Source organism: Streptomyces sp. NPDC027663, assembly GCF_055566415.1.
The window spans coordinates 379,673-402,176 of the sequence record NZ_JBVHSK010000006.1 but is presented as its reverse complement, the minus strand read 5'-3'; the positions used below and the strand labels follow the sequence as shown (position 1 = coordinate 402,176).

General features: G+C 72.4%; 22 protein-coding genes. 10 read left to right on the top strand and 12 right to left on the bottom strand.

What is annotated here, in order from left to right:
• Nucleotides 1–205: 205 nt before the first annotated feature.
• On the bottom strand, nt 206–2,014 hold the full coding sequence (locus ACZ4SF_RS19655) for an ABC-F family ATP-binding cassette domain-containing protein (RefSeq protein WP_468385773.1): 1,809 nt from the start codon (nt 2,012–2,014) through the stop codon (nt 206–208).
• Nucleotides 2,015–2,091: 77 nt separating this feature from the next.
• Here ACZ4SF_RS19655 and ACZ4SF_RS19650 point away from each other — a divergent pair, with 77 nt between their 5' ends.
• Nucleotides 2,092–2,265: a hypothetical protein gene (locus ACZ4SF_RS19650; RefSeq protein ID WP_468385770.1), complete on the top strand. Its 174-nt coding sequence runs from the start codon at nt 2,092–2,094 to the stop codon at nt 2,263–2,265.
• Here ACZ4SF_RS19650 and ACZ4SF_RS19645 read toward each other — a convergent pair.
• The 7 genes from ACZ4SF_RS19645 to rsmI form a co-directional block, all read right to left on the bottom strand.
• Nucleotides 2,255–2,803: a putative immunity protein gene (locus ACZ4SF_RS19645; protein WP_468385767.1), complete on the bottom strand. Its 549-nt coding sequence runs from the start codon at nt 2,801–2,803 to the stop codon at nt 2,255–2,257. The two genes, ACZ4SF_RS19650 and ACZ4SF_RS19645, sit on opposite strands and share 11 nt — an antisense overlap.
• A gap of 125 nt (nt 2,804–2,928) precedes the next feature.
• Entirely contained in the window at nt 2,929–3,822 is an 894-nt protein-coding gene (locus ACZ4SF_RS19640) for a 4-(cytidine 5'-diphospho)-2-C-methyl-D-erythritol kinase (RefSeq protein ID WP_468385764.1), read from the bottom strand.
• 63 nt (nt 3,823–3,885) lie between these two features.
• Nucleotides 3,886–4,788 carry a 16S rRNA (adenine(1518)-N(6)/adenine(1519)-N(6))-dimethyltransferase RsmA gene (rsmA, locus tag ACZ4SF_RS19635; protein ID WP_468385762.1) on the bottom strand — a complete coding sequence of 301 codons (903 nt, stop codon included), beginning with the start codon at nt 4,786–4,788 and terminating at the stop codon, nt 3,886–3,888.
• A gap of 255 nt (nt 4,789–5,043) precedes the next feature.
• The gene (locus ACZ4SF_RS19630) at nt 5,044–6,444 is read right to left on the bottom strand and encodes a ubiquitin-like domain-containing protein (RefSeq protein ID WP_468385759.1); all 1,401 of its coding nucleotides are present in this window, start codon (nt 6,442–6,444) and stop codon (nt 5,044–5,046) included.
• 156 nt (nt 6,445–6,600) lie between these two features.
• Nucleotides 6,601–7,497 (bottom strand): TatD family hydrolase, encoded by an 897-nt coding sequence (locus ACZ4SF_RS19625; RefSeq protein ID WP_468385757.1) that lies wholly within the window; start codon nt 7,495–7,497, stop codon nt 6,601–6,603.
• Nucleotides 7,498–7,544: 47 nt separating this feature from the next.
• Nucleotides 7,545–7,943 (bottom strand): hypothetical protein, encoded by a 399-nt coding sequence (locus tag ACZ4SF_RS19620; RefSeq protein WP_468385755.1) that lies wholly within the window; start codon nt 7,941–7,943, stop codon nt 7,545–7,547.
• 481 nt (nt 7,944–8,424) lie between these two features.
• Nucleotides 8,425–9,273 carry a 16S rRNA (cytidine(1402)-2'-O)-methyltransferase gene (gene rsmI, locus ACZ4SF_RS19615; protein ID WP_468385752.1) on the bottom strand — a complete coding sequence of 283 codons (849 nt, stop codon included), beginning with the start codon at nt 9,271–9,273 and terminating at the stop codon, nt 8,425–8,427.
• A 126-nt stretch (nt 9,274–9,399) separates the two neighbouring features.
• On the opposite strand from rsmI, the gene ACZ4SF_RS19610 reads away from it, so the two are divergent.
• The 3 genes from ACZ4SF_RS19610 (at nt 9,400) to ACZ4SF_RS19600 (ending at nt 15,041) form a co-directional block, all read left to right on the top strand.
• Nucleotides 9,400–11,157, top strand: coding sequence for a dolichyl-phosphate-mannose--protein mannosyltransferase (locus ACZ4SF_RS19610; RefSeq protein WP_468385749.1), 1,758 nt, complete (start codon nt 9,400–9,402; stop codon nt 11,155–11,157).
• A gap of 488 nt (nt 11,158–11,645) precedes the next feature.
• A complete protein-coding gene (locus ACZ4SF_RS19605) occupies nt 11,646–13,277 on the top strand; it encodes a penicillin-binding transpeptidase domain-containing protein (RefSeq protein WP_468385746.1) in 1,632 nt (543 codons plus the stop codon).
• A 96-nt stretch (nt 13,278–13,373) separates the two neighbouring features.
• Complete coding sequence (locus ACZ4SF_RS19600; RefSeq protein WP_468385744.1) at nt 13,374–15,041, top strand: penicillin-binding transpeptidase domain-containing protein; 1,668 nt, start codon at nt 13,374–13,376, stop codon at nt 15,039–15,041.
• On the opposite strand, the gene ACZ4SF_RS19595 is transcribed toward ACZ4SF_RS19600, so the two are convergent.
• On the bottom strand, nt 15,042–15,398 hold the full coding sequence (locus ACZ4SF_RS19595) for an SsgA family sporulation/cell division regulator (RefSeq protein WP_468385741.1): 357 nt from the start codon (nt 15,396–15,398) through the stop codon (nt 15,042–15,044).
• A gap of 150 nt (nt 15,399–15,548) precedes the next feature.
• Between ACZ4SF_RS19595 and ACZ4SF_RS19590 the strand changes: the two genes are divergently transcribed.
• From ACZ4SF_RS19590 to ACZ4SF_RS19565, 6 genes are all read left to right on the top strand, one after another.
• The gene (locus ACZ4SF_RS19590) at nt 15,549–16,628 is read left to right on the top strand and encodes an energy-coupling factor ABC transporter permease (RefSeq protein WP_468385739.1); all 1,080 of its coding nucleotides are present in this window, start codon (nt 15,549–15,551) and stop codon (nt 16,626–16,628) included.
• Between the two features lies 1 nt (nt 16,629).
• Nucleotides 16,630–17,391: a cobalt ECF transporter T component CbiQ gene (gene cbiQ, locus ACZ4SF_RS19585; RefSeq protein ID WP_468385737.1), complete on the top strand. Its 762-nt coding sequence runs from the start codon at nt 16,630–16,632 to the stop codon at nt 17,389–17,391.
• A complete protein-coding gene (locus ACZ4SF_RS19580) occupies nt 17,379–18,137 on the top strand; it encodes an energy-coupling factor ABC transporter ATP-binding protein (protein ID WP_468385735.1) in 759 nt (252 codons plus the stop codon). The genes cbiQ and ACZ4SF_RS19580 overlap by 13 nt, the downstream gene beginning before the upstream one ends.
• Entirely contained in the window at nt 18,134–18,598 is a 465-nt protein-coding gene (locus tag ACZ4SF_RS19575) for a MarR family winged helix-turn-helix transcriptional regulator (RefSeq protein WP_468385732.1), read from the top strand. The genes ACZ4SF_RS19580 and ACZ4SF_RS19575 overlap by 4 nt, the downstream gene beginning before the upstream one ends.
• A gap of 239 nt (nt 18,599–18,837) precedes the next feature.
• Complete coding sequence (locus tag ACZ4SF_RS19570; RefSeq protein WP_468385729.1) at nt 18,838–19,284, top strand: organic hydroperoxide resistance protein; 447 nt, start codon at nt 18,838–18,840, stop codon at nt 19,282–19,284.
• Nucleotides 19,285–19,358: 74 nt separating this feature from the next.
• The gene (locus ACZ4SF_RS19565; RefSeq protein ID WP_468385727.1) at nt 19,359–20,528 is read left to right on the top strand and encodes a serine hydrolase domain-containing protein; all 1,170 of its coding nucleotides are present in this window, start codon (nt 19,359–19,361) and stop codon (nt 20,526–20,528) included.
• 166 nt (nt 20,529–20,694) lie between these two features.
• Here ACZ4SF_RS19565 and ACZ4SF_RS19560 read toward each other — a convergent pair whose 3' ends face one another.
• The 3 genes from ACZ4SF_RS19560 to ACZ4SF_RS19550 all read right to left on the bottom strand — a co-directional run bounded on the left by ACZ4SF_RS19560 (nt 20,695) and on the right by ACZ4SF_RS19550 (nt 22,419).
• A complete protein-coding gene (locus ACZ4SF_RS19560; protein WP_468385724.1) occupies nt 20,695–20,973 on the bottom strand; it encodes a DUF1876 domain-containing protein in 279 nt (92 codons plus the stop codon).
• Between the two features lie 91 nt (nt 20,974–21,064).
• Complete coding sequence (locus tag ACZ4SF_RS19555) at nt 21,065–21,910, bottom strand: EamA family transporter (protein WP_468385721.1); 846 nt, start codon at nt 21,908–21,910, stop codon at nt 21,065–21,067.
• Nucleotides 21,907–22,419: a YbaK/EbsC family protein gene (locus ACZ4SF_RS19550; protein WP_468385718.1), complete on the bottom strand. Its 513-nt coding sequence runs from the start codon at nt 22,417–22,419 to the stop codon at nt 21,907–21,909. The genes ACZ4SF_RS19555 and ACZ4SF_RS19550 overlap by 4 nt, the downstream gene beginning before the upstream one ends.
• Nucleotides 22,420–22,504: the final 85 nt, after the last annotated feature.

The window sequence follows — 22,504 nt, the reverse complement described above, 5'->3', positions numbered from 1 at the left end:
AGCCACGCCCTGAGGTTCGTTCACGGACCCAAGGTCGTACTCAGACAGTTCTCAGACGGCCCTTTCTATCACCCGGGGCAGACAGCACAGGGGGCCGCGCCCTCCCCTGTTCCCAAGGGAGGACCGGCCCGTGATGCCCTTGTTATGCGCCTTCACGCCCCCTTCACACGGCGCACGCGCCCCTTGTGCGAGCTACGGGGGGAGGTCAGGCGTCCTCCGCCAGTTCCAGCCACCGCAGCTCCAGTTCCTCCCGCTCCCCGGTCAAGTCCCGCAGCTGGGCGTCCAGTTCGGCGACCTTCGCGAAGTCGGTGGCGTTCTCGGCGATCTGGGCGTGCAGCTTGGTCTCCTTCTCCGAGAGCTTGTCCAACTGGCGCTCGATCTTCTGGAGTTCCTTCTTCGCGGCACGCTGGTCGGCGGCGCTCTTCTCCGTGGTGGCCGGCCTGGGCGCCGTGGCGGTGGCCTGCGCGGCGACCGCCTCCTCCATGCGCTGCCGCCGCTCCAGGTACTCGTCGATCCCGCGCGGCAGCATCCGCAGGGCGCCGTCCCCGAGAAGGGCGAACACCCGGTCCGTGGTGCGCTCCACGAAGAACCGGTCGTGGGAGATGACGACCATCGAACCGGGCCAGCCGTCGAGGACGTCCTCGAGCTGGGTGAGGGTCTCGATGTCGAGGTCGTTGGTGGGCTCGTCCAGGAAGAGCACGTTGGGCTCGTCCATGAGGAGCCGCAGCAGCTGCAGCCGCCGACGCTCACCACCGGAGAGGTCGCCCACCGGAGTCCACTGCTTGTCCTTGTTGAAGCCGAAGGTCTCGCACAGCTGCCCGGCCGTCATCTCGCGCCCCTTGCCGAGATCGACGCGCTCACGGACCCGCTGCACGGCCTCCAGCACCCGCCAGGTGGGGTCGAGTTCGGCGACCTCCTGGGAGAGGTAGGCGAGCTTGACCGTCCTGCCGACGGCGACACGGCCGCCGGCGGGCTGCGCCTCGCCCTCGGTGCGGGCGGCCTCGGCCATGGCCCGCAGCAGCGAGGTCTTCCCGGCGCCGTTCACCCCGACGAGGCCGATGCGGTCACCGGGGCCGAGCTGCCAGGTGACGTGCTTGAGCAGCACCTTCGGGCCGGCCTGCACGGTGACGTCCTCGAGGTCGAAGACGGTCTTGCCGAGCCGCGAGGAGGCGAACTTCATCAGCTCGCTGCTGTCCCGGGGCGGCGGCACGTCCGCGATCAGCTCGTTGGCGGCCTCGACCCGGAAGCGCGGCTTGGAGGTACGGGCGGGCGCGCCGCGCCGCAGCCAGGCCAGCTCCTTGCGGATCAGGTTCTGCCGCTTGGCCTCCTCGGTGGCGGCGATCCGCTCGCGCTCCGCACGCGCGAAGACGTAGTCGGAGTAGCCGCCCTCGTACTCGTAGACGTCGCCGCGCTGCACGTCCCACATGCGGGTGCAGACCTGGTCCAGGAACCACCGGTCGTGCGTCACGCACACCAGCGCCGAGCGCCGGTTCTGCAGGTGCTTCGCGAGCCAGGAGATGCCCTCCACGTCCAGGTGGTTGGTGGGCTCGTCCAGGACGAGCAGCTCCTGCTCCTCGATGAGCAGCTTGGCGAGTGCGATACGGCGCCGCTCGCCACCGGACAGCGGTCCGATGACGGTGTCGAGGCCCTTCGGGAACCCGGGCAGGTCCAGCCCCCCGAACAGCCCGGTCAAGACATCCCGCACCTTGGCGTTGCCCGCCCACTCGTGGTCGGCCATGTCGCCGATGACCTCGTGGCGGACGGTGGCGGCGGGGTCGAGGGAGTCGTGCTGGGTGAGCACGCCGAGCCGCAGCCCGCCGGAGTGCGTCACCCGTCCGGTGTCGGCCTCCTCCAGCTTGGCGAGCATCCGGATGAGGGTGGTCTTGCCGTCGCCGTTGCGCCCGACGACGCCGATCCGGTCCCCTTCCTGCACACCGAGCGAGACGCCGTCCAGCAGGGCACGGGTGCCGTACACCTTGCTGACGTTCTCGACATTGACCAGGTTGACGGCCATTTCACTCCTGTGCGCGGGGCTGTGTCGGCATGCGGCTCAGCCGCGGGGGTCAGCCTTCTAGCGTAGGGCCTCGGGGGGTGGGGGCGGAGGGCGAGGGGGCGGTCACTCTTCGTGGTGACCTGATCGACGGCTGCACCGTGGACGACCTGTTCACGCTGCCGGATCTGCCGCCGCACACCGGGCTGACCGCGGCCGCGCTCGGCGGCCCTCGTCGGGGCAGCGCCACCTGGGCGCTGAGGGTTACTCGGTGAGGGTGAGCGAGCGCAGGTCCGCGTCCAGGATGCGGATCAACTCGCCAACCCGTCCGCCGCCGTCCGGCGCCGTCGGGAAGCGTTTGAGTACGTCGACCACGGCCGGTGTTGCACGACGCACCGTCCGTCCGAGGTGTGCGGCACCGACGCTCCGGTCGTCGTCGGCGACGAGTTCGGCCGCTCTGGCTGCGTAGGCGCCGGCTCCGAGAATGTGCTTGACCTGGGTGGCCTTGGCCAGCGGATGCAGGTAAGCGGCGCCTGCCGCAGACATCGCTGCCCACGCTGCCTCGCGCGCAGCCGCAGTCTGCGCGCTCTTGGCTGCCTTGAGGGCCGCCGACGCTGTGTCGCGCAGGGATTTTCCGCGCTCGCCGCCCCGGGCGAATGCCCACGCCGCACCGATGGCATCCCGAGGCCGCGAGTCGTCCGGCTGATCAGCCTCGAATATCTCCAGCACGACCTCCGCCGAAGCCGCGGCGAACGCGGTGACCGCACGAAGATCCTGCTTGCTCAGAACGACCTCGTCTGCTTCCCCTGTCATGCCGCCATCCTCGATGATTCCCGACGGACAGCGCGACGGTGGGGGGCGGTCTCGGCCACTCGCACCGGCCGGCCCGCGAAGCGGACAGGGTCGTCGAACGTGACTTCCCGGTCCCCTGCGATGTCTCAGAGAACCGTCGCCCCCGCCACCGGCCCCGCCGCAGTCCGTACCGTCCGGCAGGTCTCCGACGCCCGCAGGGCCTGCGCCACCTTCTCCGCGGACCCGGCATCTGGCGCGAGGAAGGCCGTGGTCGGCCCGGACCCGGACACCAGCGTGGCGAGGGCACCGCCGCCGCGCCCCGCCTCCAGCGTGTCCGCCAGTTCCGGGAAGAGGGAGAGCGCCGCAGGCTGAAGGTCATTGGAGACGGAGGCGGCCAGCGCCTCCGCGTCCCCCTTCGCCAGCGCCTCCAGCAGTTCCGCCGAAGCCACCGGCTCCGGAATGTCCCGCCCCTGGGCCAGCCGGTCGAACTCGCTGAAGACCGCCGGCGTGGACAGTCCCCGCTCGGCCATCGCGAACACCCAGTGGAAGGTGCCGCCGGTCTCCAGGACGGTCAGCTGCTCCCCGCGCCCGACCCCCAGAGCGGCCCCGCCGACCAGGCTGAACGGCACGTCGCTGCCCAGTTCGGCGCAGATCGCGAGCAGCTCCGCCCGCGAGGCGCCCGTGCCCCACAGCGTGTTGCAGGCGAGCAGCGCGCCCGCGCCGTCCGCGCTGCCGCCCGCCATGCCGCCGGCGACCGGGATGTCCTTGGCGATGTGGATGTGCACGGCCGGTTCGATGCCGCGGCGCCCGGCGAGTGCGAGGGCCGCGCGCGCGGCGAGGTTGGTGCGGTCCAGGGGGACCTGGCCGGCGTCCGGGCCCTCGCAGGTGATGCGCAGCTCGTCGGCAGGGGTGACGGTGACCTCGTCGTACAGGCCGACGGCGAGGAAGACGTTGGCGAGGTCGTGGAACCCGTCGGGGCGGGCGGCACCCACGGCGAGCTGGACGTTGACCTTGGCGGGGACGCGGACCGTGACGCTCACTGCTGACCGGGCTCCTTGCGGTACGGGCTGTACGGGCGGTGTCGACGGGGCTCGGCGGAAGGCTTACCCGGCCTGCGGGGCGCTCTCGCCACCACGGTCCGCGAGGACACCGCGGTGCTCGGCGATACGGGCGAACTCCTCGACGGTCAGCGACTCGCCGCGCGCCTGCGGGGAGACCCCGGCCGCGACGAGGGCCGCCTCGGCCGCCGCCGCGGACCCGGCCCAGCCGGCGAGCGCGGCCCGCAGCGTCTTGCGGCGCTGGGCGAAGGCCGCGTCGATCACCGTGAAGACCTCGCCCTTGGAAGCGGTCGTCTTGAGCGGCTCGGCGCGCCGGACGAGGGAGACCAGCCCGCTGTCCACGTTCGGCGCGGGCCAGAAGACGTTGCGTCCGATGGCCCCGGCCCGCTTCACCTCGGCGTACCAGTTGGCCTTGACGGAGGGGACGCCGTACACCTTGTTCCCGGGCGTGGCGGCCAGCCGGTCGGCGACCTCCGACTGCACCATCACCAGTGTCCGCTCGATGCTCGGGAAGGTGTCGAGCATGTGCAGCAGCACGGGTACGGCGACGTTGTACGGCAGGTTCGCCACCAGGGCCGTGGGCGCGGGGCCGGGCAGCTCGGTGACGTGCATCGCGTCGGAGTGGACCAGCCCGAAACGGTCGGCGCGCCCGGGCATGCGCGCGGCGATGGTCGCGGGCAGCGCGCCGGCCAGGACGTCGTCGATCTCGACGGCGGTGACCCGGTCGGCGACCTCCAGCAGCGCGAGGGTGAGGGAACCGAGCCCCGGGCCGACCTCGACGACCACGTCGTCGGGGCGGACCTCGGCGGTACGGACGATACGGCGGACCGTATTGGCGTCGATCACGAAGTTCTGACCGCGCTGCTTGGTGGGACGGACACCGAGCGCAGCCGCGAGTTCGCGGATGTCGGCGGGGCCGAGGAGGGCGTCGGGGGTGGGGCTGCTCACGGGACAAGGGTACGGGGGTGTGCGTGCGGGGGTTGCCAGGTGTCCTGGGCGGGGGCCGGTGCCGGGAAGCCGCTCACCCGCGCCGACGGGGTGCCCGGCCCGGGTTTGCGGCTTCGCCCGAGACCGCGGCCCGCACGGCGGCACCACGGCCGGCCACCTCCGCAGCCACCGTCGCTCACCCGCGCCGACGGGGTGCCCGCCCCGGGTTTGCGGCTTCGCCCGAGACCGCGGCCCGCACGGCGGCACCACCGCCGGTTACCCCCGCAACCGCGCCCCGCAGTGCGGCCAGGGACTCGCCCCCCGTCGCAGGTACAGCTTCTTCGCCCGGTACGTCTGTTCCTCCGCCGAGGCGTCCTGGGGACGGCCGCTGCCGCCGAGGCTCTGCCAGGTGCGGGTGTCGAACTGGTAGAGCCCGCCGTACGTGCCGGAGGGGTCGACCGCGTGCGGCCGGCCGCCGGACTCGCAGGCAGCGAGCCCGCGCCAGTCGAGGTGGTCGGCGCCGTGCACGGAGTGCGGACGGGGCTTGGTGCCCACCTTCACCACCTGCTTGCGCGGGTTGCGCACCACCTCGGACTTCTCGCGGCGCGGTTTCTGCCGGACCCCGTTGACGCTGCGCACCAGGTAGGTGGTCCGGCGCAGTCCGGGCCGGCCGGGCTGGGCGACGACCTCGGTGCCCTTGAAGAGGGAGGGGTCCTCGGTCCGCTCGACCTCGAACGGGATCTGTTGCTCGTGGATCTCCCGGCTGCCGGTCACCCGCAGCACGGTCACCGTCTGCCCGTCGCGCGGGAAGCTCTCCGGCGGGACGGAGGTGGTGTCCTCGCCGCGCAGGGTGATCCCCGCCTCCTCGACGGCCTCGCGGACGGTGGCCGCGTTGGTGCGGATGGTGCGGGTCCGGCCGTCCGCCATGACCGTGACGGCGCGCTCGGTGCGCACGTCGAGCGCCAGCCCGGTGCGCCCGATGGGCTGCGAGCGCGAGGTGGACAGGTAGGCGCCCTCGGCGCGCACGCCCATCTCGTCCAGCGCGCCTTCCACCGTGTGCGCCGTCGTCCACACTTCGCGCGGCCGGCCGTCAAGGGTGAGCCGTACCGGGCGCCCGTACCGCACCGCGACCGCGTCGCCGCTGGTGAGTGCCGTGCCGGGGGCAGGCGCGATCACGTCGTGCGCCCCGGTCCGCACGCCCTCTTCGGCGAGCAGCTCGCTCACGTCGTCGGCGAAGGTGTGCAGGGAGCGCTGCCTGCCCTCGACGCTCAGCTCGACCGCCTTGTCCTTGGCGACGAACGCGGTGGTGCCGCCGGCCAGGAAGGCCACGACGAGGGCCTGCGGCAGCAGGCGGCGCACGGCGGATTCGGGGCGGTCCGCGGAGCGCTTCCTGCGCCGGCGCCCGGCCCGGCCGCCGACTTCCCCGGATGCCTCCGGTGCCGCGGGTGCCTCGGGTTCCGCAGGTGCCTCGGGTTCGTACGGCATCGTCTCGGGCGTGCTCCTCGTCTGCCGGGGCACGGGCAGGGCCGGTTCGGTGACGTAGTAGGCCTCGGCCTCGTAGGCGGGCCGGTAGGTGTCCTCGTACAGCCCGTACGGAAGGGTCTCCGCGGTGTGCACGGAGGGCTCGGGGCCGTACGCCTCGTACGTCTCGTACGTCTCGTACTGCGGATTGCTCACGCCGACACGCTCCAGAGGGGCCAGAGGGGTCCGGATCGGGCCCAGAACCTAGCGGCACACCCGTCACTCTCCAAAGCGGCGCGACTACGCACGGTGGCGGCCGGACCGGTTGCGTACCGGGCCGGCCGTTATCGGGCGGTTATGATCTATGCACGCTCAGTAGTCGAAGGCGCGGGCGGTGTTCGCACCCAGCGCCGTCGCCAGGGCATCCTCGTCGATGCCGCGCACGGCGGCCATCGCGCGGACCGTGACCGGAATGAGATACGGGGCGTTGGGCCGTCCGCGGTACGGCGCCGGGGTCAGGAAGGGCGCGTCGGTCTCCACGAGGAGCAGTTCCAGTGGGGCGACGGCGACCGCGTCCCGCAGATTCTGGGCGTTCTTGAAGGTGACGTTGCCGGCGAAGGACATGAAGTAGCCCTCGCGGGCGCAGATCCCGGCCATGTCGGCGTCGCCGGAGTAGCAGTGGAAGACGGTGCGCTCGGGGGCGCCCTCCTCCTCGAGGATGCGCAGCACGTCGGCGTGGGCGTCGCGGTCGTGGATGACCAGGGCCTTGCCGTGCCGCTTGGCGATCTCGATGTGGGCCCGGAAGGAGCGTTCCTGGGCGGCCTTGCCCTCGGGGCCGGTGCGGAAGTAGTCCAGGCCGGTCTCGCCGACGCCCTTGACCTGGGGCAGGCCTGCCAGGCGGTCGATCTCGGCGAGGGCCTCGTCGAGCGCGGCGTCGCCGCCCGGCTTCCGGGCACCCTGCCTCGACCAGCCGTCGGGGTCGCCGTGGACGATGCGCGGGCCCTCGTTGGGGTGGAGGGCGACGGTGGCGTGGACGCTGTCGTGCGCGGCGGCGATCTCGGCGGCCCACTGCGAACCCTTGATGTCGCAGCCGACCTGGACGACGGTCGTGACGCCCACCGACGCGGCCTTCGCCAGGCCCTCCTCGACGGTGCCGGACTGCATGTCGAGGTGGGTGTGGGAGTCGGCGACCGGCACCTGGAGGGGTGCCGGGAGCGGCGGAGCCGCGTTCTTGTCGTCCTTGGAGTTCGGGCCGGCGTTCGAAGGCATGCCCCGATCCTACGGAAGGGGCATGCCTGCGCAGACGGGTGACCGGTTCAGCTGGCCCTGCGCTGGAAGGGGTGCAGCAGATCGGACAGGTGCCAGTGGTGCGACTGGCCGGCCCGTGCGGGCACCTGCGGTGCCTCGGCCGGGCCCGCCTGCGGCACGCTGTGCTGCCGCGCCGCGCCGCGCACGGCCGAGACCTGGCCCGCGCGCATGATCCGCACGATGTGACCGTCGCAGTTGTGGCAGCTCGGGCGGCTCAGCGGCGACGGCACGACCCGGCCGTCGGCCACGTACAGCACGAAGTCATGCCCTTCGGCATCCGTGTGGTGCTCTATCTCGTACGACTGTTCCCAGCCGTGCCCGCAGCGCATGCAGGCGAAGGAATAGGACTCGTGAACGACGGCTGTGGCCGTACCGCGGAGGCCGGTTTGCCCTGCTATGTCACTCATGCCAGCTCCCTGTTGGACGGGGGCGTCCCTGTTGGGCGGGTGGGTCCCTTCGACCAGTGGATGCCTCCGCCGGAGCGAATGCATCAGGGCTGTCGAGTGTTGGAGGCGATTTGGACGTCGCTTGCCGAAGCGTTCCGGATGAGACGCCTGGGCTTTGCCATCGACGACAGCCTTTTGCCCGCCCATGGGGCGCACGGAGGCACCCCGACGGCGCGCCCGCAACGGCGTAAAGGCACCCCGAAGGGACGCGGGCGGCACGATGCCCTGAACGGCACGGCACCCTGAAGGGACGCGGCGACGGCACGGTGAAGGCGCCCCTGAGGGACACGGGCAGCAGCGCGGTGAAGGCGCCCTGAAGGAACGCGGGCAACGGCACGGTGAAGGCACCCTGAAGGGGCGCGGGGGACTGCGCGACGAGCCACGGCGGACCCGCACCCCGCGACGAAGCCCGCCCCGGCGGCGCTACCCGGCCGGACGGCCGTCACTCACCGGCACGCTTGGCCGCGACCACGGCGTCGAAGACGACCCGCTTCGGCAGCCCGGCCTCCGCCGCCACGGCCGCGATGGCCTCCTTGCGGCGCTCGCCGGCCTCCTCCCGCACCCGGACCCGGCGGACCAGCTCCGCGGCGTCGACCTCCTCGGGCCCGGCCTCGGGGGCGCCCTCGACCACGACGGTGATCTCCCCGCGCACACCCTCCGCGGCCCACCGCGCCAGCTCGGCCAGCGGGCCCCGCCGTACCTCTTCGTACGTCTTGGTCAGCTCGCGGCAGACGGCGGCCCGGCGGTCGGCGCCGAAGACCTCGGCCATGGCGGCGAGGGTGTCGTCGAGCCGGTGCGGGGCCTCGAAGTAGACGAGGGTCCGCCGCTCGCCCGCGACCTCGCGCAGCCGGGACAGCCGCTCACCGGTCTTGCGCGGCAGGAAGCCCTCGAAGCAGAACCGGTCGACGGGCAGCCCGGACAGGGCGAGCGCGGTGAGCACGGCGGACGGGCCGGGTACCGCGGTGACCCGGATGTCCCGCTCCACGGCGGCGGCGACCAGCCGGTACCCGGGGTCGGAGACGGACGGCATGCCCGCGTCGGTCACCAGCAGCACGCGGGCGCCCCCGAGCAGCTCCTCGACCAGCTCGGGGGTGCGGGCGGACTCGTTGCCCTCGAAGTACGAGATCACGCGCCCCTTGGGGGTGACGCCCAGCGCCTGGGTGAGCCGGCGCAGCCGCCGGGTGTCCTCGGCGGCGACCACGTCGGCGCCGGCCAGCTCCTCGGCGAGCCGGGGCGGCGCGTCCGCGATCTCGCCGATGGGGGTTCCTGCCAGGACAAGGGTTCCAGTCACACCCCCATCCTCCCAGGAGTTCCATGGCCGGCTCCGGGCGCCCGGCGGCCGGGGGAATCCGACCGTGTCCCGACCGGTACCGCACATGCACGGGACTCGCACAGAACGGTTCCCTACGATGGCGCGGTGACCAGTACCGCGTCCTCCATGGACCTCCGGCAGGGCCGGACGCCGCAAGACCGGCGGCCGTCGTGGCAGCAGCGGCTGCGCCGATTCGGGTACGCACCGGCCACGGACGCGCCCTCGGGCGACGTACGCGACCGGCTGGTGCCGCCGTACGCCGAGCCGAGTCCCCGGCTGTGGCGGGTGCTCGGCGTGCCACCGGTCCTGGCCGAGCGGATCACCCGCTGGTCGGGCTGGGGCGGGCCGCTGCTGGTGACGCTGATGGCGGGCGTGATGCGGTTCTGGAACCTGGGCAGCCCGCGCGCGGTGATATTCGACGAGACGTACTACGCGAAGGACGCCTGGGCGCTCGTCCACCGCGGTTTCGAGGTCAGCTGGGACAAGTACGGCAAGGGCGCCAACGACCTGGTGCTGCAGCAGCACGGCCATCTGGCGGTCCCGACGGACCCGGCCTACGTGGTGCATCCGCCGGTCGGCAAGTACGTCATCGGGCTCGGCGAGCTGATGTTCGGGTTCAACCCGTTCGGCTGGCGGTTCATGACGGCGCTGCTCGGCACGCTGAGCGTGCTGCTGCTGTGCCGGATCGGGCGGCGGATGTTCCGTTCCACCTTCCTGGGCTGTCTCGCGGGAGCGCTGATGGCGGTGGACGGCCTGCACTTCGTGATGAGCCGGACGTCGCTGCTCGACGGCGTGCTGATGTTCTTCGTGGTGGCCGCGTTCGGCTGTCTGGTCGTGGACCGGGACCGGGCGCGGGAGAGACTGGCCGCCGCGCTGCCGGCCGGGCCGGACGGCCGGGTCCGGCCGGACGCGCAGGTCGCCGACACCTTCCGGTTCGGGTGGCGGCCGTGGCGCTGGGGGGCCGGGCTGATGCTGGGCCTGGCCGTCGGCACGAAGTGGAACGGCCTGTACGTCCTGGCCGCGTTCTGCGTGATGACGGTCCTGTGGGACGTCGGCACCCGCAAGGTGGCCGGCGCGTACCACCCGTACGTCGCCACCCTCAAGTACGACACCGGCCTCGCCTTCCTGGCGACGGTCCCGGTAACGCTGGTGGTCTACGTCGCCTCCTGGACCGGCTGGATCCTCTCCCCGTCCGACGGCACCGGCGGCTACTACCGCAACTGGGCGGCCACCGACGGCAAGGGCGGCACCTGGGCGTTCCTGCCGGACTGGCTGCGCAGCCTGTGGCACTACGAGCACGAGGTGTACATCTTCCACGTCCACCTCGACCAGCCGCACACCTACCAGTCCAACCCGTGGAGCTGGATCGTGCTGGGCCGCCCGGTGTCGTACTTCTACGAGTCGCCCTCCCCCGGCGCCGACGGCTGCCCGGCGGACGCGGGCCAGAAGTGCGCCCGGGAGGTCCTCGCGATCGGCACACCGCTGCTGTGGTGGGCGGCCTGCTTCGCGATCGGCTACGTGCTGTGGCGCTGGGCGTTCCGCCGCGACTGGCGGGCCGGCGCGATCGCCTGCGGCATCGCGGCGGGCTACCTGCCCTGGTTCCTGTACCAGGAGCGGACGATCTTCCTCTTCTACGCGGTCGTCTTCCTGCCGTTCCTGTGCCTGGCGGTGGCCATGATGATCGGCGCGATCACCGGCCCGCCGGGCTCCTCCGACACCCGCCGCGTGATCGGCGCCTCGGCGGCGGGCGTCCTGGTGCTGCTGATCGCCTGGAACTTCATCTACTTCTGGCCCCTCTACACCGGCCAGGCCATCCCGATCGACTCCTGGCGGTCGCGGATGTGGCTGGACACCTGGGTCTAGCCGGGCGGGTGCGTCGCGGGGGCAGCCCGTGTTCCGGGGGATCCGGGGGCTCCAGCCCGTTCTCCTGACGGAAGGCGTGCCTCGCGGCCATCGTCACCCCGACTCCGCTCAGCAGGCAGCCGAGGGAGGTGCCGGTGACCACGCCGTCGCCCAGCGCCCAGGTCAGGCAGGCGACGAACAGGATCACGAACGCGACGGCGGCCAAGGCCCCCCATGGCGGTGAAGGACGGTTCGGCATCGGACTCACTCCCACGACTCGGCTGTCCCGGGCGGGTGCCCGGACTTCGATTGCGCCCCGGCCGCGCCGCCGCCGTCATGGCACGACTCTTCGGGACTTGACGGGGGAGGTCTGCGTTCCGGCAGTCGCCGCCCCTGTCGCACAACAGCCGCGAAACCCTGTCGCAGCGGCACCACAACCGCTTACAGTGCTTCCGGAGACATCTTTTTGAACGCGTTCAACAGGGGTCGGCGGGAGGGGAATCCGCGGCATGCGCAACGGGGTGAAGGCGGCCGTCATAGGCGGCGTGTGCGTCACGGTGCTGGGCGGGGCCGGTTACGGGCTCTACAACATCGCGTCCGCGCTCGGCGGCGACGGCGGCACGGGGGGCGCGGCGTCCGTGAAGACGGGGCCGCCCAGCAGAGCCGAGGTGAAGGACGCGACCGGCGCGTTCTTCACCGCCTGGGAGAAGGGTGACGCGGCGACCGCGGCGTCGTACACGAACTATCCCGAGGCGGCCCGCGAGTTGCTGCATGCCTTCGGCGGCGGCGCGCACATCGGCAAGGTGCACATCACGCCCGGCCCGGCCACCGGCGACACCGTGCCGTTCACGGTCGGGGCGACGGTGTCGTACGACGGCACCTCCCGGCCCCTGTCCTACAGGAGCGAGCTGACCGTCGTACGCGGCGAGACCTCGCACCGCGCCCTGGTCGACTGGCAGCCCTCCGTCGTCCACCCGCGCCTGCGCAGGGGCGACACGCTCAGCACCGGCGAGTCGGCGGCTCCGGAGATCGAGCCCGTGGACCGCGACGGGTCGGTGGTGACGCGGGAGAAGTACCCCTCCCTCGGTCCGATTCTGGACGAGTTGCGCCGCCGGTACGGCGACAAGGCCGGCGGCCGGCCCGGGGTGGAACTCGTGATCCGCCACCAGGCCGCCGCGGACGGCAGCCGGCCCGCGGACACCCCGCTCCTCACCCTGGTCAAGGGCAAGCCCGGCAAGCTGCGGACGACGCTCAGCGCGAGCGCGCAGGCGGCGGCCGAAGCGGCCGTGGAGAAGCACGCCGAGTCCTCCGTGGTGGCCGTCAAGCCGAGCACCGGCGAGATCCTGGCCGTCGCCAACAACCGCCTGGACGGCTTCGACGCGGCCTTCCTCGGCACGCGCGCCCCCGGCTCCACCATGAAGATCGTCAGCGCGGCCACCCTCATCGACAACGGCCTGACCACCGCCGGCGGCTCGGCGCCCTGCCCGCCGTCGGCCGTCTGGCAGAGCCAGACCTTCCACAACCTCAAGGGCCTGCAGCCGGACGAGCACGCCTCGCTCGCCGACAGCTTCGCCCGCTCCTGCAACACGGCGTTCGTGAAGTTCGCGGACGAGGTGAAGGTCGACTCCCTCACCAAGGAGGCCGAGGAGCGGTTCGGGATCGGCCAGGACTGGAAGGTGGGCGTGCCCTCCTTCGACGGACGGGTCCCCGCATCGGGCGGCCCGGACACCGCGGCCGCCCTGATCGGCCAGGGCCAGGTCCAGATGAACCCCCTGAACATGGCCTCCGTCACGGCGACCGCGATGACCGGAACGTTCCGCCAGCCCGTGATCGTGCCGCTGGCGCTGGACGGCCGGAAGGCGGCACGCGCGCGCGGGCTGTCGCCGGCCACGGTCCGGCAGCTGCGCGCGATGATGAGCCGCACCGCGCACGGCGGCACCGCGGCGGGCGTGATGGCCGGGCTGCGCGGGGACGTCGGCGCGAAGACCGGTTCCGCGGAGGTCGACGGGGAGGCCAGGCCGGACAGCTGGTTCACCGGCTACCGGGGCGACATGGCCGCGGCGGCGATGGTCCAGGACGGCGGGCACGGCATCGACGCGGCCGGGCCGATTGTCGCAAGCCTGCTACGGAATGCCGGCTGACGTCACCCGTGAAGGCGGGGACTTTAAGGTGATTGCCGTCGTTGGGGAGTGTGAGGGCTGCGGGGACCCTGGGGAAGGCGTGGAGGAACTGAGGCTGTGGGCAAGAGAAGGCGTGTCGACGGACGGCGCAGGACCCGTCCTGCCGTACTCGGTGGAATGATCGCCGTGGTCGTCGGCGGCGCCGGGTTCGGCGTCTACGCGCTGTACGGCGGCGGGGCCGCGGCCGACGAGCGGACCGGCGCCACGGCCGGACACAAGGCCGTCCCCAGCGGCCCGCTCACCGCGACCGAGGTCCGCACGGCCACGACCCGCTTCCTCACCGCCTGGCAGCACGGCAAGGTCACCGAGGCGGCGGCCGCCACCGACGACCCGTCCGCCGCCGCCGAACTGCTCACCGGCTACACCAAGGCCGCCCATGTGAAGGACGTCACACTCACCGCGGGGACGGCGGCGGGCACCAAGGTGCCGTTCTCCGTGAAGGCGACGGTGGCCTACCAGAACCTCAGCAAGCCGCTGGCGTACGGCAGTTCGCTCACCGTCGTACGGCGGGCGAGCGACGGCAAGCCGCTGGTCGACTGGCATTCGGCCGTCGTGCACCCGGACCTGAAGGACGGCGACAAGCTGGTCACCGGGGAATCGGGCACCCCGCCCGTCAAGGGGCTGGACCGCGACGGCGGCGAGCTGACGGCGGCACGGTACCCGTCCCTGGGCACCGTGCTGGACGGGCTGCGCGAGAAGTACGGCAAGACGGCGGGCGGCAAGGCGGGCGTCGAGCTGCGCGTGGTGCGCGGCAAGGCGGCCAGGACGGCCAAGCTCTCCGACAAGACGCTCGTGGAGCTGAGCAAGGGCACGCCGGGCACGGTGAAGACGACGCTGGACCCGTCCCTGCAGGCGGCGGCCGAGCAGCAGGTGGCCAAGCGGGCGCGGGCCTCGGTGGTCGCGCTGCGTCCCTCGACCGGTGAGATCCTCGCCGTGGCCAACAGCGGGCACGGCTTCAACACCGCCTTCCAGGGCTCGCTCGCGCCCGGCTCCACGATGAAGATCATCACGTCGTCGCTGCTGATCGAGAAGGACCTGGCGTCGGCGGACAAGGACCACCCCTGTCCGAAGACGGTCACCTACGGCGGCTGGAAGTTCCACAACGACGACGACTTCGAGATCAAGGGCGGCACGTTCAAGGCGAGCTTCGCCCGCTCCTGCAACACCGCCTTCATCAGCCAGGCGAAGAAGCTGAAGAACGACGACCTGACCAAGCAGGCGCAGCAGGTCTTCGGACTGTCGATGAACAACTGGGCGACCGGTGTGCCCAGCTTCGACGGCTCCGTGCCGGTGCAGTCCGCGGCGCAGATGGCGGCCTCGCTGATCGGGCAGGGCGGGGTGCGCATGAACCCGCTGAACATGGCGTCGGTCGCGGCCACCGTGAAGTCGGGCACCTTCCACCAGCCGTACCTGGTGTCGCCGTCCGTCGACCACCGCACCCTGGCCACCGCCTCGCGCACCCTGCCGGCCAAGGCGGTCTCCCAGCTGCGCGAGCTGATGCAGTACACGGCCGCGTACGGCACCGCCGCCGAGGCGATGGCGGGGCTCGGCCCGGACTACGGGGCGAAGACCGGCTCGGCCGAGGTGGACGGACAGAAGAAGCCCAACGGCTGGTTCACCGCCTACCGGGGCGACCTCGCCGCGGCGGGCGTGGTCCAGGCGGGCGGCCACGGCGGCGACACGGCCGGGCCGATCGTGGCGAAGCTACTCGGAATGGGCGGCTGATCAGCCGCGTACGGTGGAGCGACCGCGCACGGTCTCGACGGTGTAGGTGCGGCGGAGGAAGCGGAACAGCGCCTTCGACTCGAACTGCACCACCGAGACGCCGTGATCGGTGTGGAACTCGACGACGGCCTGGACGCGTCCGCACGGCCACACGCGGACGTCGCCGCTCTCGGCCGGTGCCCGCAGCCCCTGTTCGAGCAGCGCACGGGAGAAGATCCACTCGTGCGGCCCCGGCAGGCCGACCCGTACCGACCGTGGATCGGAGTCGGGGTCGTACCGCAGCATGACGGGTACGGCCCCCGGGTCCTCCTCGTCCGTGACGATGTGGGCGCGCGCGTACTGCTCGACTACAGACATCGGATCGCCCTCTCACGCTGTGTGACGTGTGCGAAAAGTCATGCATCCGCTTTCTCTCTAATGTGCCATATTTTCCGATTTACACCCCCGGAAAAACGGAGACGCCGTCTCTCTTGCAAAGGGTTCGCAACAAGGCTCTAAAATCGTACGGTGCACGTACCTGACGGATTCATCGACGCCCCGACCTCCGCGATCACCGGAGTGGTCGCCGCCGGCGCCCTCGCGGTGAGCCTGCGCGGTGCCCGCCGCGAACTGGGGGACACCTCCCGCGCGAGCGAAGCCGGGCACGGAGGAGAGCGCACGGCCCCACTGGCCGGCCTGGTGGCGGCGTTCATCTTCGCCGTGCAGATGCTCAACTTCCCGGTCGCCGCCGGGACCAGCGGGCATCTGCTGGGCGGCGCCCTCGCCGCCATACTCGTCGGCCCGTACACAGCCGTGCTGTGCGTGTCGGTCGTGCTGCTCATGCAGGGCGTACTGTTCGCCGACGGCGGGCTGACCGCGCTCGGCGTGAACATCACCGACATGGCGATCGTCACCACCGTGGTCTCGTACGCCGTCTTCCGCGGCCTGCTCGCCGTGCTGCCCCGCAAGCGGCGTTCGGTGACCGTCGCCTCGTTCGTCGCCGCGCTGGTGTCGGTTCCGGCCGCGGCGGTCGCCTTCACGCTGATCTACGCGGTCGGCGGCACCACCGACGTCTCCATCGGCAAGGTCGCGACCGCGATGATCGGCGTGCACGTGCTGATCGGCATCGGCGAGGCGGTCATCACCGCGCTCACCGTCGGCGCCGTCGTCGCCGTACGCCCGGACCTGGTGTACGGGGCCCGCGGACTGCGGCAGCGGCTCCGGTTGCGCGTGAACGGCACCCTGGTGGACGCGCCCGCCCCCGCGGTGCCGGTGGCGGCGCGCACCTCCCGGCGCACACTGTGGGTGACCGGCCTCGTCACCTCCCTCGTCCTCGCCGGCTTCGTCAGTTTCTACGCCTCCGCGAACCCCGACGGCCTGGAGAAGGTCGCGCACGACAAGGGGATCGACACGAAGGAGGAGAAGCACGCCGCGGCCGACTCGCCGCTCGCCGACTACGGCGTCAAGGACGTCTCCGACGCCCGGCTGTCCGGCGGCCTCGCCGGCGTGATCGGTGTCGGTGTCACGGTCGTCGCGGGCAGCGCGGTGTTCTGGGTGCTGCGCAGGCGGCGCAGCGACGACGTCTCGCCCGTGAACACCGGGGTCTGACGTGGGGGCCGGGCACGCGCACAGGCTGTACCGGCACGGGCACTCGCCCGTGCACGCCCTTCCGCCACACACCAAGCTCGCCGCCGCCCTCCTGTTCGTGGTGGTCGTGGTGTCGACCCCCCGCGAGGCGATGTGGGCGTTCGCGGTGTACGCCGTCCTGCTCGCGTCCGTGTCCCACTACGCGCGCGTGCCCGCCGGTTTTCTCCTCAAACGGCTGCTGATCGAGGTGCCGTTCGTCGCGTTCGCGTTCCTCATGCCGTTCGTGGCGGAGGGCGAGCACGTACGGGTGCTGGGCCTCTCGCTCAGCGTGAACGGGCTGTGGGGCGCCTGGAACGTGCTCGCCAAGGGCACCCTCGGCGTCGCCACATCCGTGCTCCTGGCCGCCACCACCGAGCTGCGCGAACTCCTGCTCGGGCTGCAGCGGCTGAAGCTGCCGCCGCTGCTCGTGCAGATCGCGTCCTTCATGATCCGCTACGGCGACGTCATCACCGACGAGATGCGCCGGATGCGGATCGCCCGCGAGTCACGCGGTTTCGAGGCCAAGGGCGTACGGCACTGGGGCGTGCTCGCCAGGTCCGCCGGCGCCCTGTTCATCCGCTCCTACGAGCGCGGTGAGCGTGTGCACCTGGCCATGGTGAGCCGGGGCTACGCCGGCGCGATGCCGGTCATCGACGAGGTGACCGCGTCCGGCGTGCAGTGGCGCCGCGCCCTCACGCTCCCCTGCGCCGCCCTCGCCGTCTGTCTGCTGGGATGGGTCCTGTGACTGCTTCTCTGGAGGTCTTCGGCCTCGCCTTCGCCTACCCCGACGGCCATCAGGCCCTGTTCGGGGTCGACTTCTCCATCGCGCGCGGCGAGCGGGTCGCCCTGCTCGGCCCCAACGGCGCCGGCAAGACCACGCTGGTGCTGCACCTGAACGGCATCCTGAGCGGCGGTACCGGCACGGTGACGGTGGCCGGGCTGCCCGTCGGCAAGCAGCACATGGCCGCCATCCGGCAGAAGGTCGGCATCGTCTTCCAGGATCCGGACGACCAGCTGTTCATGCCGACCGTGCGGGAGGACGTGGCGTTCGGGCCGGCCGCCGCGGGGATCAAGGGGGCCGCGCTGGAGGAGCGGGTGCGCACCGCCCTGGAGCGGGTCGGGATGCAGGACTTCGCCGACCGGCCTCCGCACCACCTGTCCTTCGGCCAGCGGCGCCGGGTGGCGGTGGCCACCGTGCTCGCCATGGAGCCGGAGATCCTCGTCCTGGACGAGCCGTCCTCCAACCTGGACCCTGCCTCGCGCCGCGAACTCGCCGACATCCTGCGCTCCCTGGACGTCACGGTCCTCATGGTCACGCACGACCTGCCGTACGCCCTGGAGCTGTGCCCGCGCTCGCTGATCCTCAGCGAGGGCGTGATCGCGGCGGACGGCCCGACCGGCGCGCTGCTCACCGACGACACGCTGATGCGGGCGCACCGGCTTGAGCTGCCGTTCGGGTTCGACCCGAAGTCCGTGACAATGGGCGCGTGACGAACCAGGAACCCGCCGCCGAGGGCTCGCTGCTGCTGGACGACCAGCTGTGCTTCGCGCTGTACGCCGCACAGCGCGCGGTGACCGCCGCGTACCGTCCCCTGCTGGACGACCTGGGGCTCACCTACCCGCAGTACCTCGTGCTGCTGGTCCTGTGGGAGCGCGGCGAGACCAGCGTGAAGGAGCTGGCGGGGGCCCTGCGGCTGGACTACGGCACCGTCTCGCCGCTGCTGAAGCGGCTGGAGGGCGCGGGCCTGGTGCGCAGGGAGCGTGCGGCCGGCGACGAGCGCTCGGTACTGGTCGCGTGCACCGGGCGCGGGGAGGAACTCAGGGGGCGCGCGGCGCGCGTCCCCCGCGCGCTGCTCACGACCACCGGGCTCGGCTCCCAGGAGGTCGCGCGGTTGCGCGAGGAGCTGTGGAACCTCACCGAACGCGCCGGCGCGGCGACCCACCGGCACTGACCCCCCCGCCGCCTGCCGTAGCCGGTCCGGGCGCTGATCCCCCCGCCGCCTGCCGAAGCCGGTCCGGGCGCTGATCCCCCCGCCGCCTGCCGAAGCCGGCCCCGGGTGCTGATCCCCCCGCCGCCTGCCGAAGCCGGCCCCGGCCGCCCTTGTTGCCCCCTGCCCTGATCTACTGACCTACCAGCCAGTACCTTGTGCACGATGCACTTGTGCACCACTTACTCCGGGGGAGGCCGGCCATGAACGAAGGCACCGCTGTCGACACGCGCCCGACGAAGATCATGTACGTCGCCGAAGCCACCGCCCACGGCGGCAGGAACGGCTATGTCACCAGCCAGGACGGCCAGATCGAGCTGAAGGTCGCGATGCCGCTGGAGCTGGGCGGCGACGGCAACGGCACCAACCCGGAGCAGTTGTTCGCGGCCGGCTACAGCTCCTGCTTCCACAACGCGCTGATCCTGGTCGGCAACCGCGAGGGCTACGACCTGACCGGCTCCACGGTGGCCGCGAAGGTCGGCATCGGCCCGAACAAGCAGCGTGGCTACGGCCTCGCCGTAGCCCTCAGCGTCTCCCTGCCGGTCCTGGACCCGGAGGTGGCGGCCCGGCTGGTGGACGCGGCGCACGAGGTCTGCCCCTACTCGAACGCCACGCGCGACAACATCGATGTAACGATTCTGCTCGGCTGATCCCGCCAAGGAATCGCAGGCGCAGGGTACCTGTTGGACCCACTGTCGCAGGCGCATCGGAAGGGACGGCGGACGTGGACGTGAACGGCACTGTGGCCGAGGGCTTCGAGCCGGTCAGGGAGGCGTTCGCAGCGAACTTCGCGCTGCTCGGCGAGCGCGGCGCGGCCGTCGCCGTCTACCGCGACGGGCACAAGGTCGTGGACCTGTGGGCCGGCACCAGAGACTTCGACGGCGCGGCCGGCACGGCTCCCTGGGAGCCCGGGACCGCACAGATCGTGCGCTCCGCCACCAAGGGCGTCGTGGCCGCCGGCCTGCTGCTCCTGCACCAGCGCGGCGAGCTGGACCTGGACGCCCCGGTCGGCACGTACTGGCCGGAGTACAAGGCGGCCGGCAAAGAGCACACGCTCGTCCGGCACCTGCTCGCCCACCGCGCGGGCGTGCCCGTGCTGGACCGCCCGCTGACCCCTGCCGAGGCCGCCGACCCCGACCTCGGTGCGGCGGCCGTCGCCGCGCAGGCGCCGGTGTGGGAGCCGGGCACGGACCACGGCTACCACGCCCAGACCTTCAGCTGGCTCACCGGCGAGCTGCTCCGCCGGATCACCGGCCGCCCGGTCGGCGCGTGGCTGGCAGACGAGATCGCCGGGCCGGTCGGCGCCGAGCTGTGGCTCGGCCTGCCCCGGTCGGAGCACGCGCGCGTGGGCCGCGTCGGCCCGGTGGCCGCCCCCGAGACCGCGGGCGGCCTGAAGACCCGGCCGAAGCGCGCGGTGGCCGAGGCCTACGCCGACCCGGAGTCCCTGACCCGCCGTGCGTTCGCCGCGATCACCCCGCTCCCCGACGAGAACGCGCCCGCCTACCGCGCCGCCGCCCTGCCGGCGTCCAACGGCATCGCCACCGCCGACGGACTGGCCCGCTTCTACGCCTCGCTCATCGGCGAGGTGGACGGCGGCACGCGTCTGTTCACCCCGGAGACGGCCGCGCTGGCCCGCGCCGAGCAGTCCGCCGGGCCGGACCGGGTGCTGGTGGTGAACACCCGCTTCGGCCTCGGACACATGCTGCACGGCGCAGCGTCCCCGCTGCTCTCCCCCGGCTCCTTCGGCCACCCCGGCCGCGGTGGCGCCCTCGCCTTCGCCGACCCGGAGAGCGGTGTCGCCTTCGGCTACGTCACCAACGGCTTCCGCAAGAGCGTCACGGCGGACCCGAGGGCGCAGGCGCTGGTAAGAGCGGTACGCACGGCGCTCGCATAAGGCGCGGGCGCCCCTGGGCACGCGCCACACCCGGCGCCGGGCGGGCGTCACACGCAGTGCCGGGCGTGGGCCCCACGGCGGTGCCGGGCAGGCGTCTCACGGCGGTGCCGGGCGTGGGCCGCACGGCGGTGCCGGGCGTGGGTCGCACGGCGGTGCCGGGCGGGTGTCACACGTTGATCGGGTGCGATGTGCGCCCGGACTCCGTGTCGATCTCATCGTGGGCTTTGGTCAGCAGCTGCATGGCCAGTTCATTGAGGGCCCGGGCGCCGGCGATCTCCTCGCCGACCCGGGGCTGGTTCGCGTCGACGCGGTGCCTGCTGGCCCGCCCGTGCGCCCGTACCTCGGTGCCGTCGGGCAAGCGCACCATGGCCACCGCGCGCGTGTGCTGGTCGTCCTCCTCCTTGAACTCCAGCTCGACGTGCCATCCCACAGCGGTGTGCATCATGTCGAACACCTCCGAAAATCTCTGCTTCCAGGGTGCGCCACGGCACCCGGGCCGTCATGTCGGCGCCGGGGGCGACAGCATCTCCTCGCGCCTACGCGGCGTGCAGCATCAGACCGATCCCGACCACCAGCAGCCCCGCCGCCGCGATCCGGGGTGCGCCGAAGCGCTCCTTGAAGAACAGGGCGCCGATGGCCGCGCCGACGATGATGGACGACTCGCGCAGGGCGGCGACGGGGGCGAGCGCGGCACGGGTCTGGGCCCACAGGACCAGGGCGTACGCGGAGACGGACAGGGCGGCCCCGAGGAATCCGAGACCGGCGTACGGCCGCAGCAGCCGTACGGTCCCGCCCCGCGCGCGTGTGTACATGTACGCGGGCACCACGACGCCCTGAACGACCATCAACCAGGCGATGTACCCGAGCGGCGCGTGCGAGGCGCGTACGCCCATGCCGTCGATGACCGTGTACGCGGCGATCGTCAGGCCGGTCGCCAGGGCCGCACCGATCGCCGCCCAGTCGGGCCGGCGTCCGCGCAGTCCCCACAGGCTGACGCCGGTGAGGCCGAGGCAGGACACGGCGATGCCGGCGCTCGCCCAGACGCCGGGGACCTCGTGCGCGAAGACGGCGGCCAGCACGGTGACCACGAGCGGGGCGCTGCCGCGCGCGATGGGGTAGGCCTGTCCGAAGTCGCCCAGCCGGAACGAGGTCATCAGCAGCGCGTAGTAGACGATGTGCACGGCCGCTGAGGCCAGCAGGAACGGCCAGGCGGGTCCCGCCGGCACGGCCACGAAGGGGAGCGCCGCGAGCCCGATCAGCACCCCGCCCCCGGAGATCAGGGTGAAGCCGACCAGCTTGTCGGGGATGCGGTGCGCGATGGCGTTCCAGCTGGCGTGGGTGACGGCGGCGAGCAGGACGGCCGCCGCGACGAGCGGCGTCATGCGGTCGGCTCGCGCACGTCCACCAGCGTCGCGCCCGCGTGGGCGACGAGTTCCTTCGGCTCGATCGGGAAGACGGTGTACGGGGTCCCGGCGGCCGCCCACACCAGGTCGTGCGCGAGCAGCGAGCGGTCGGCGAGGACACGCGTGCGCGTGCGGTGCCCGAAGGGCGGTACGCCGCCGATGGCGTACCCGGTGGTCTCACGGACGACACCGGCGTCGGCCCGGATGACCTTCCCGGCGCCCAGTTCCCTCCGCACCCGCTCCACGTCCACGCGCGAGGCACCGTCCATCAGGACCAGCACCGGCACGCCGTCGGCGGCGAAGATCAGGGACTTGCAGATCTGACTCAGTTCGCACCCGATCGCGGCGGCGGCCTCGGCCGCGGTACGGGTCGCCTCCGGGAACCGCCGGGTGCGGGAGAGGACCTCGTCGAGCCCGAGCGCCCGCAGTGCTTCGGCGAACCGGGGGTGAGCTCCGGACTCTTCGGCGTCAGTGGCGGATGTCGTCATGACCGGCACCGTACGACATGGCCCGAGCCCGCTCACGGGGATTTCACCCGCCCCCTCGTGGCTGCGCCGGATCCGGATGCGATCT

Excerpts from the sequence above, each read along its gene's own strand:
- ACZ4SF_RS19560 (WP_468385724.1), bottom strand. The coding sequence starts at position 20,973 with ATGATGCACACCGCTGTGGGATGGCACGTCGAGCTGGAGTTCAAGGAG.
- ACZ4SF_RS19625 (WP_468385757.1), bottom strand. The coding sequence starts at position 7,497 with ATGCCTTCGAACGCCGGCCCGAACTCCAAGGACGACAAGAACGCGGCT.
- ACZ4SF_RS19645 (WP_468385767.1), bottom strand. The coding sequence starts at position 2,803 with ATGACAGGGGAAGCAGACGAGGTCGTTCTGAGCAAGCAGGATCTTCGT.
- ACZ4SF_RS19595 (WP_468385741.1), bottom strand. The coding sequence starts at position 15,398 with ATGTCTGTAGTCGAGCAGTACGCGCGCGCCCACATCGTCACGGACGAG.
- ACZ4SF_RS19655 (WP_468385773.1), bottom strand. The coding sequence starts at position 2,014 with ATGGCCGTCAACCTGGTCAATGTCGAGAACGTCAGCAAGGTGTACGGC.
- ACZ4SF_RS19605 (WP_468385746.1), top strand. The coding sequence starts at position 11,646 with ATGCGCAACGGGGTGAAGGCGGCCGTCATAGGCGGCGTGTGCGTCACG.
- ACZ4SF_RS19555 (WP_468385721.1), bottom strand. The coding sequence starts at position 21,910 with ATGACGCCGCTCGTCGCGGCGGCCGTCCTGCTCGCCGCCGTCACCCAC.
- ACZ4SF_RS19570 (WP_468385729.1), top strand. The coding sequence starts at position 18,838 with ATGAACGAAGGCACCGCTGTCGACACGCGCCCGACGAAGATCATGTAC.
- ACZ4SF_RS19620 (WP_468385755.1), bottom strand. The coding sequence starts at position 7,943 with ATGAGTGACATAGCAGGGCAAACCGGCCTCCGCGGTACGGCCACAGCC.
- ACZ4SF_RS19580 (WP_468385735.1), top strand. The coding sequence starts at position 17,379 with ATGGGTCCTGTGACTGCTTCTCTGGAGGTCTTCGGCCTCGCCTTCGCC.
- ACZ4SF_RS19550 (WP_468385718.1), bottom strand. The coding sequence starts at position 22,419 with ATGACGACATCCGCCACTGACGCCGAAGAGTCCGGAGCTCACCCCCGG.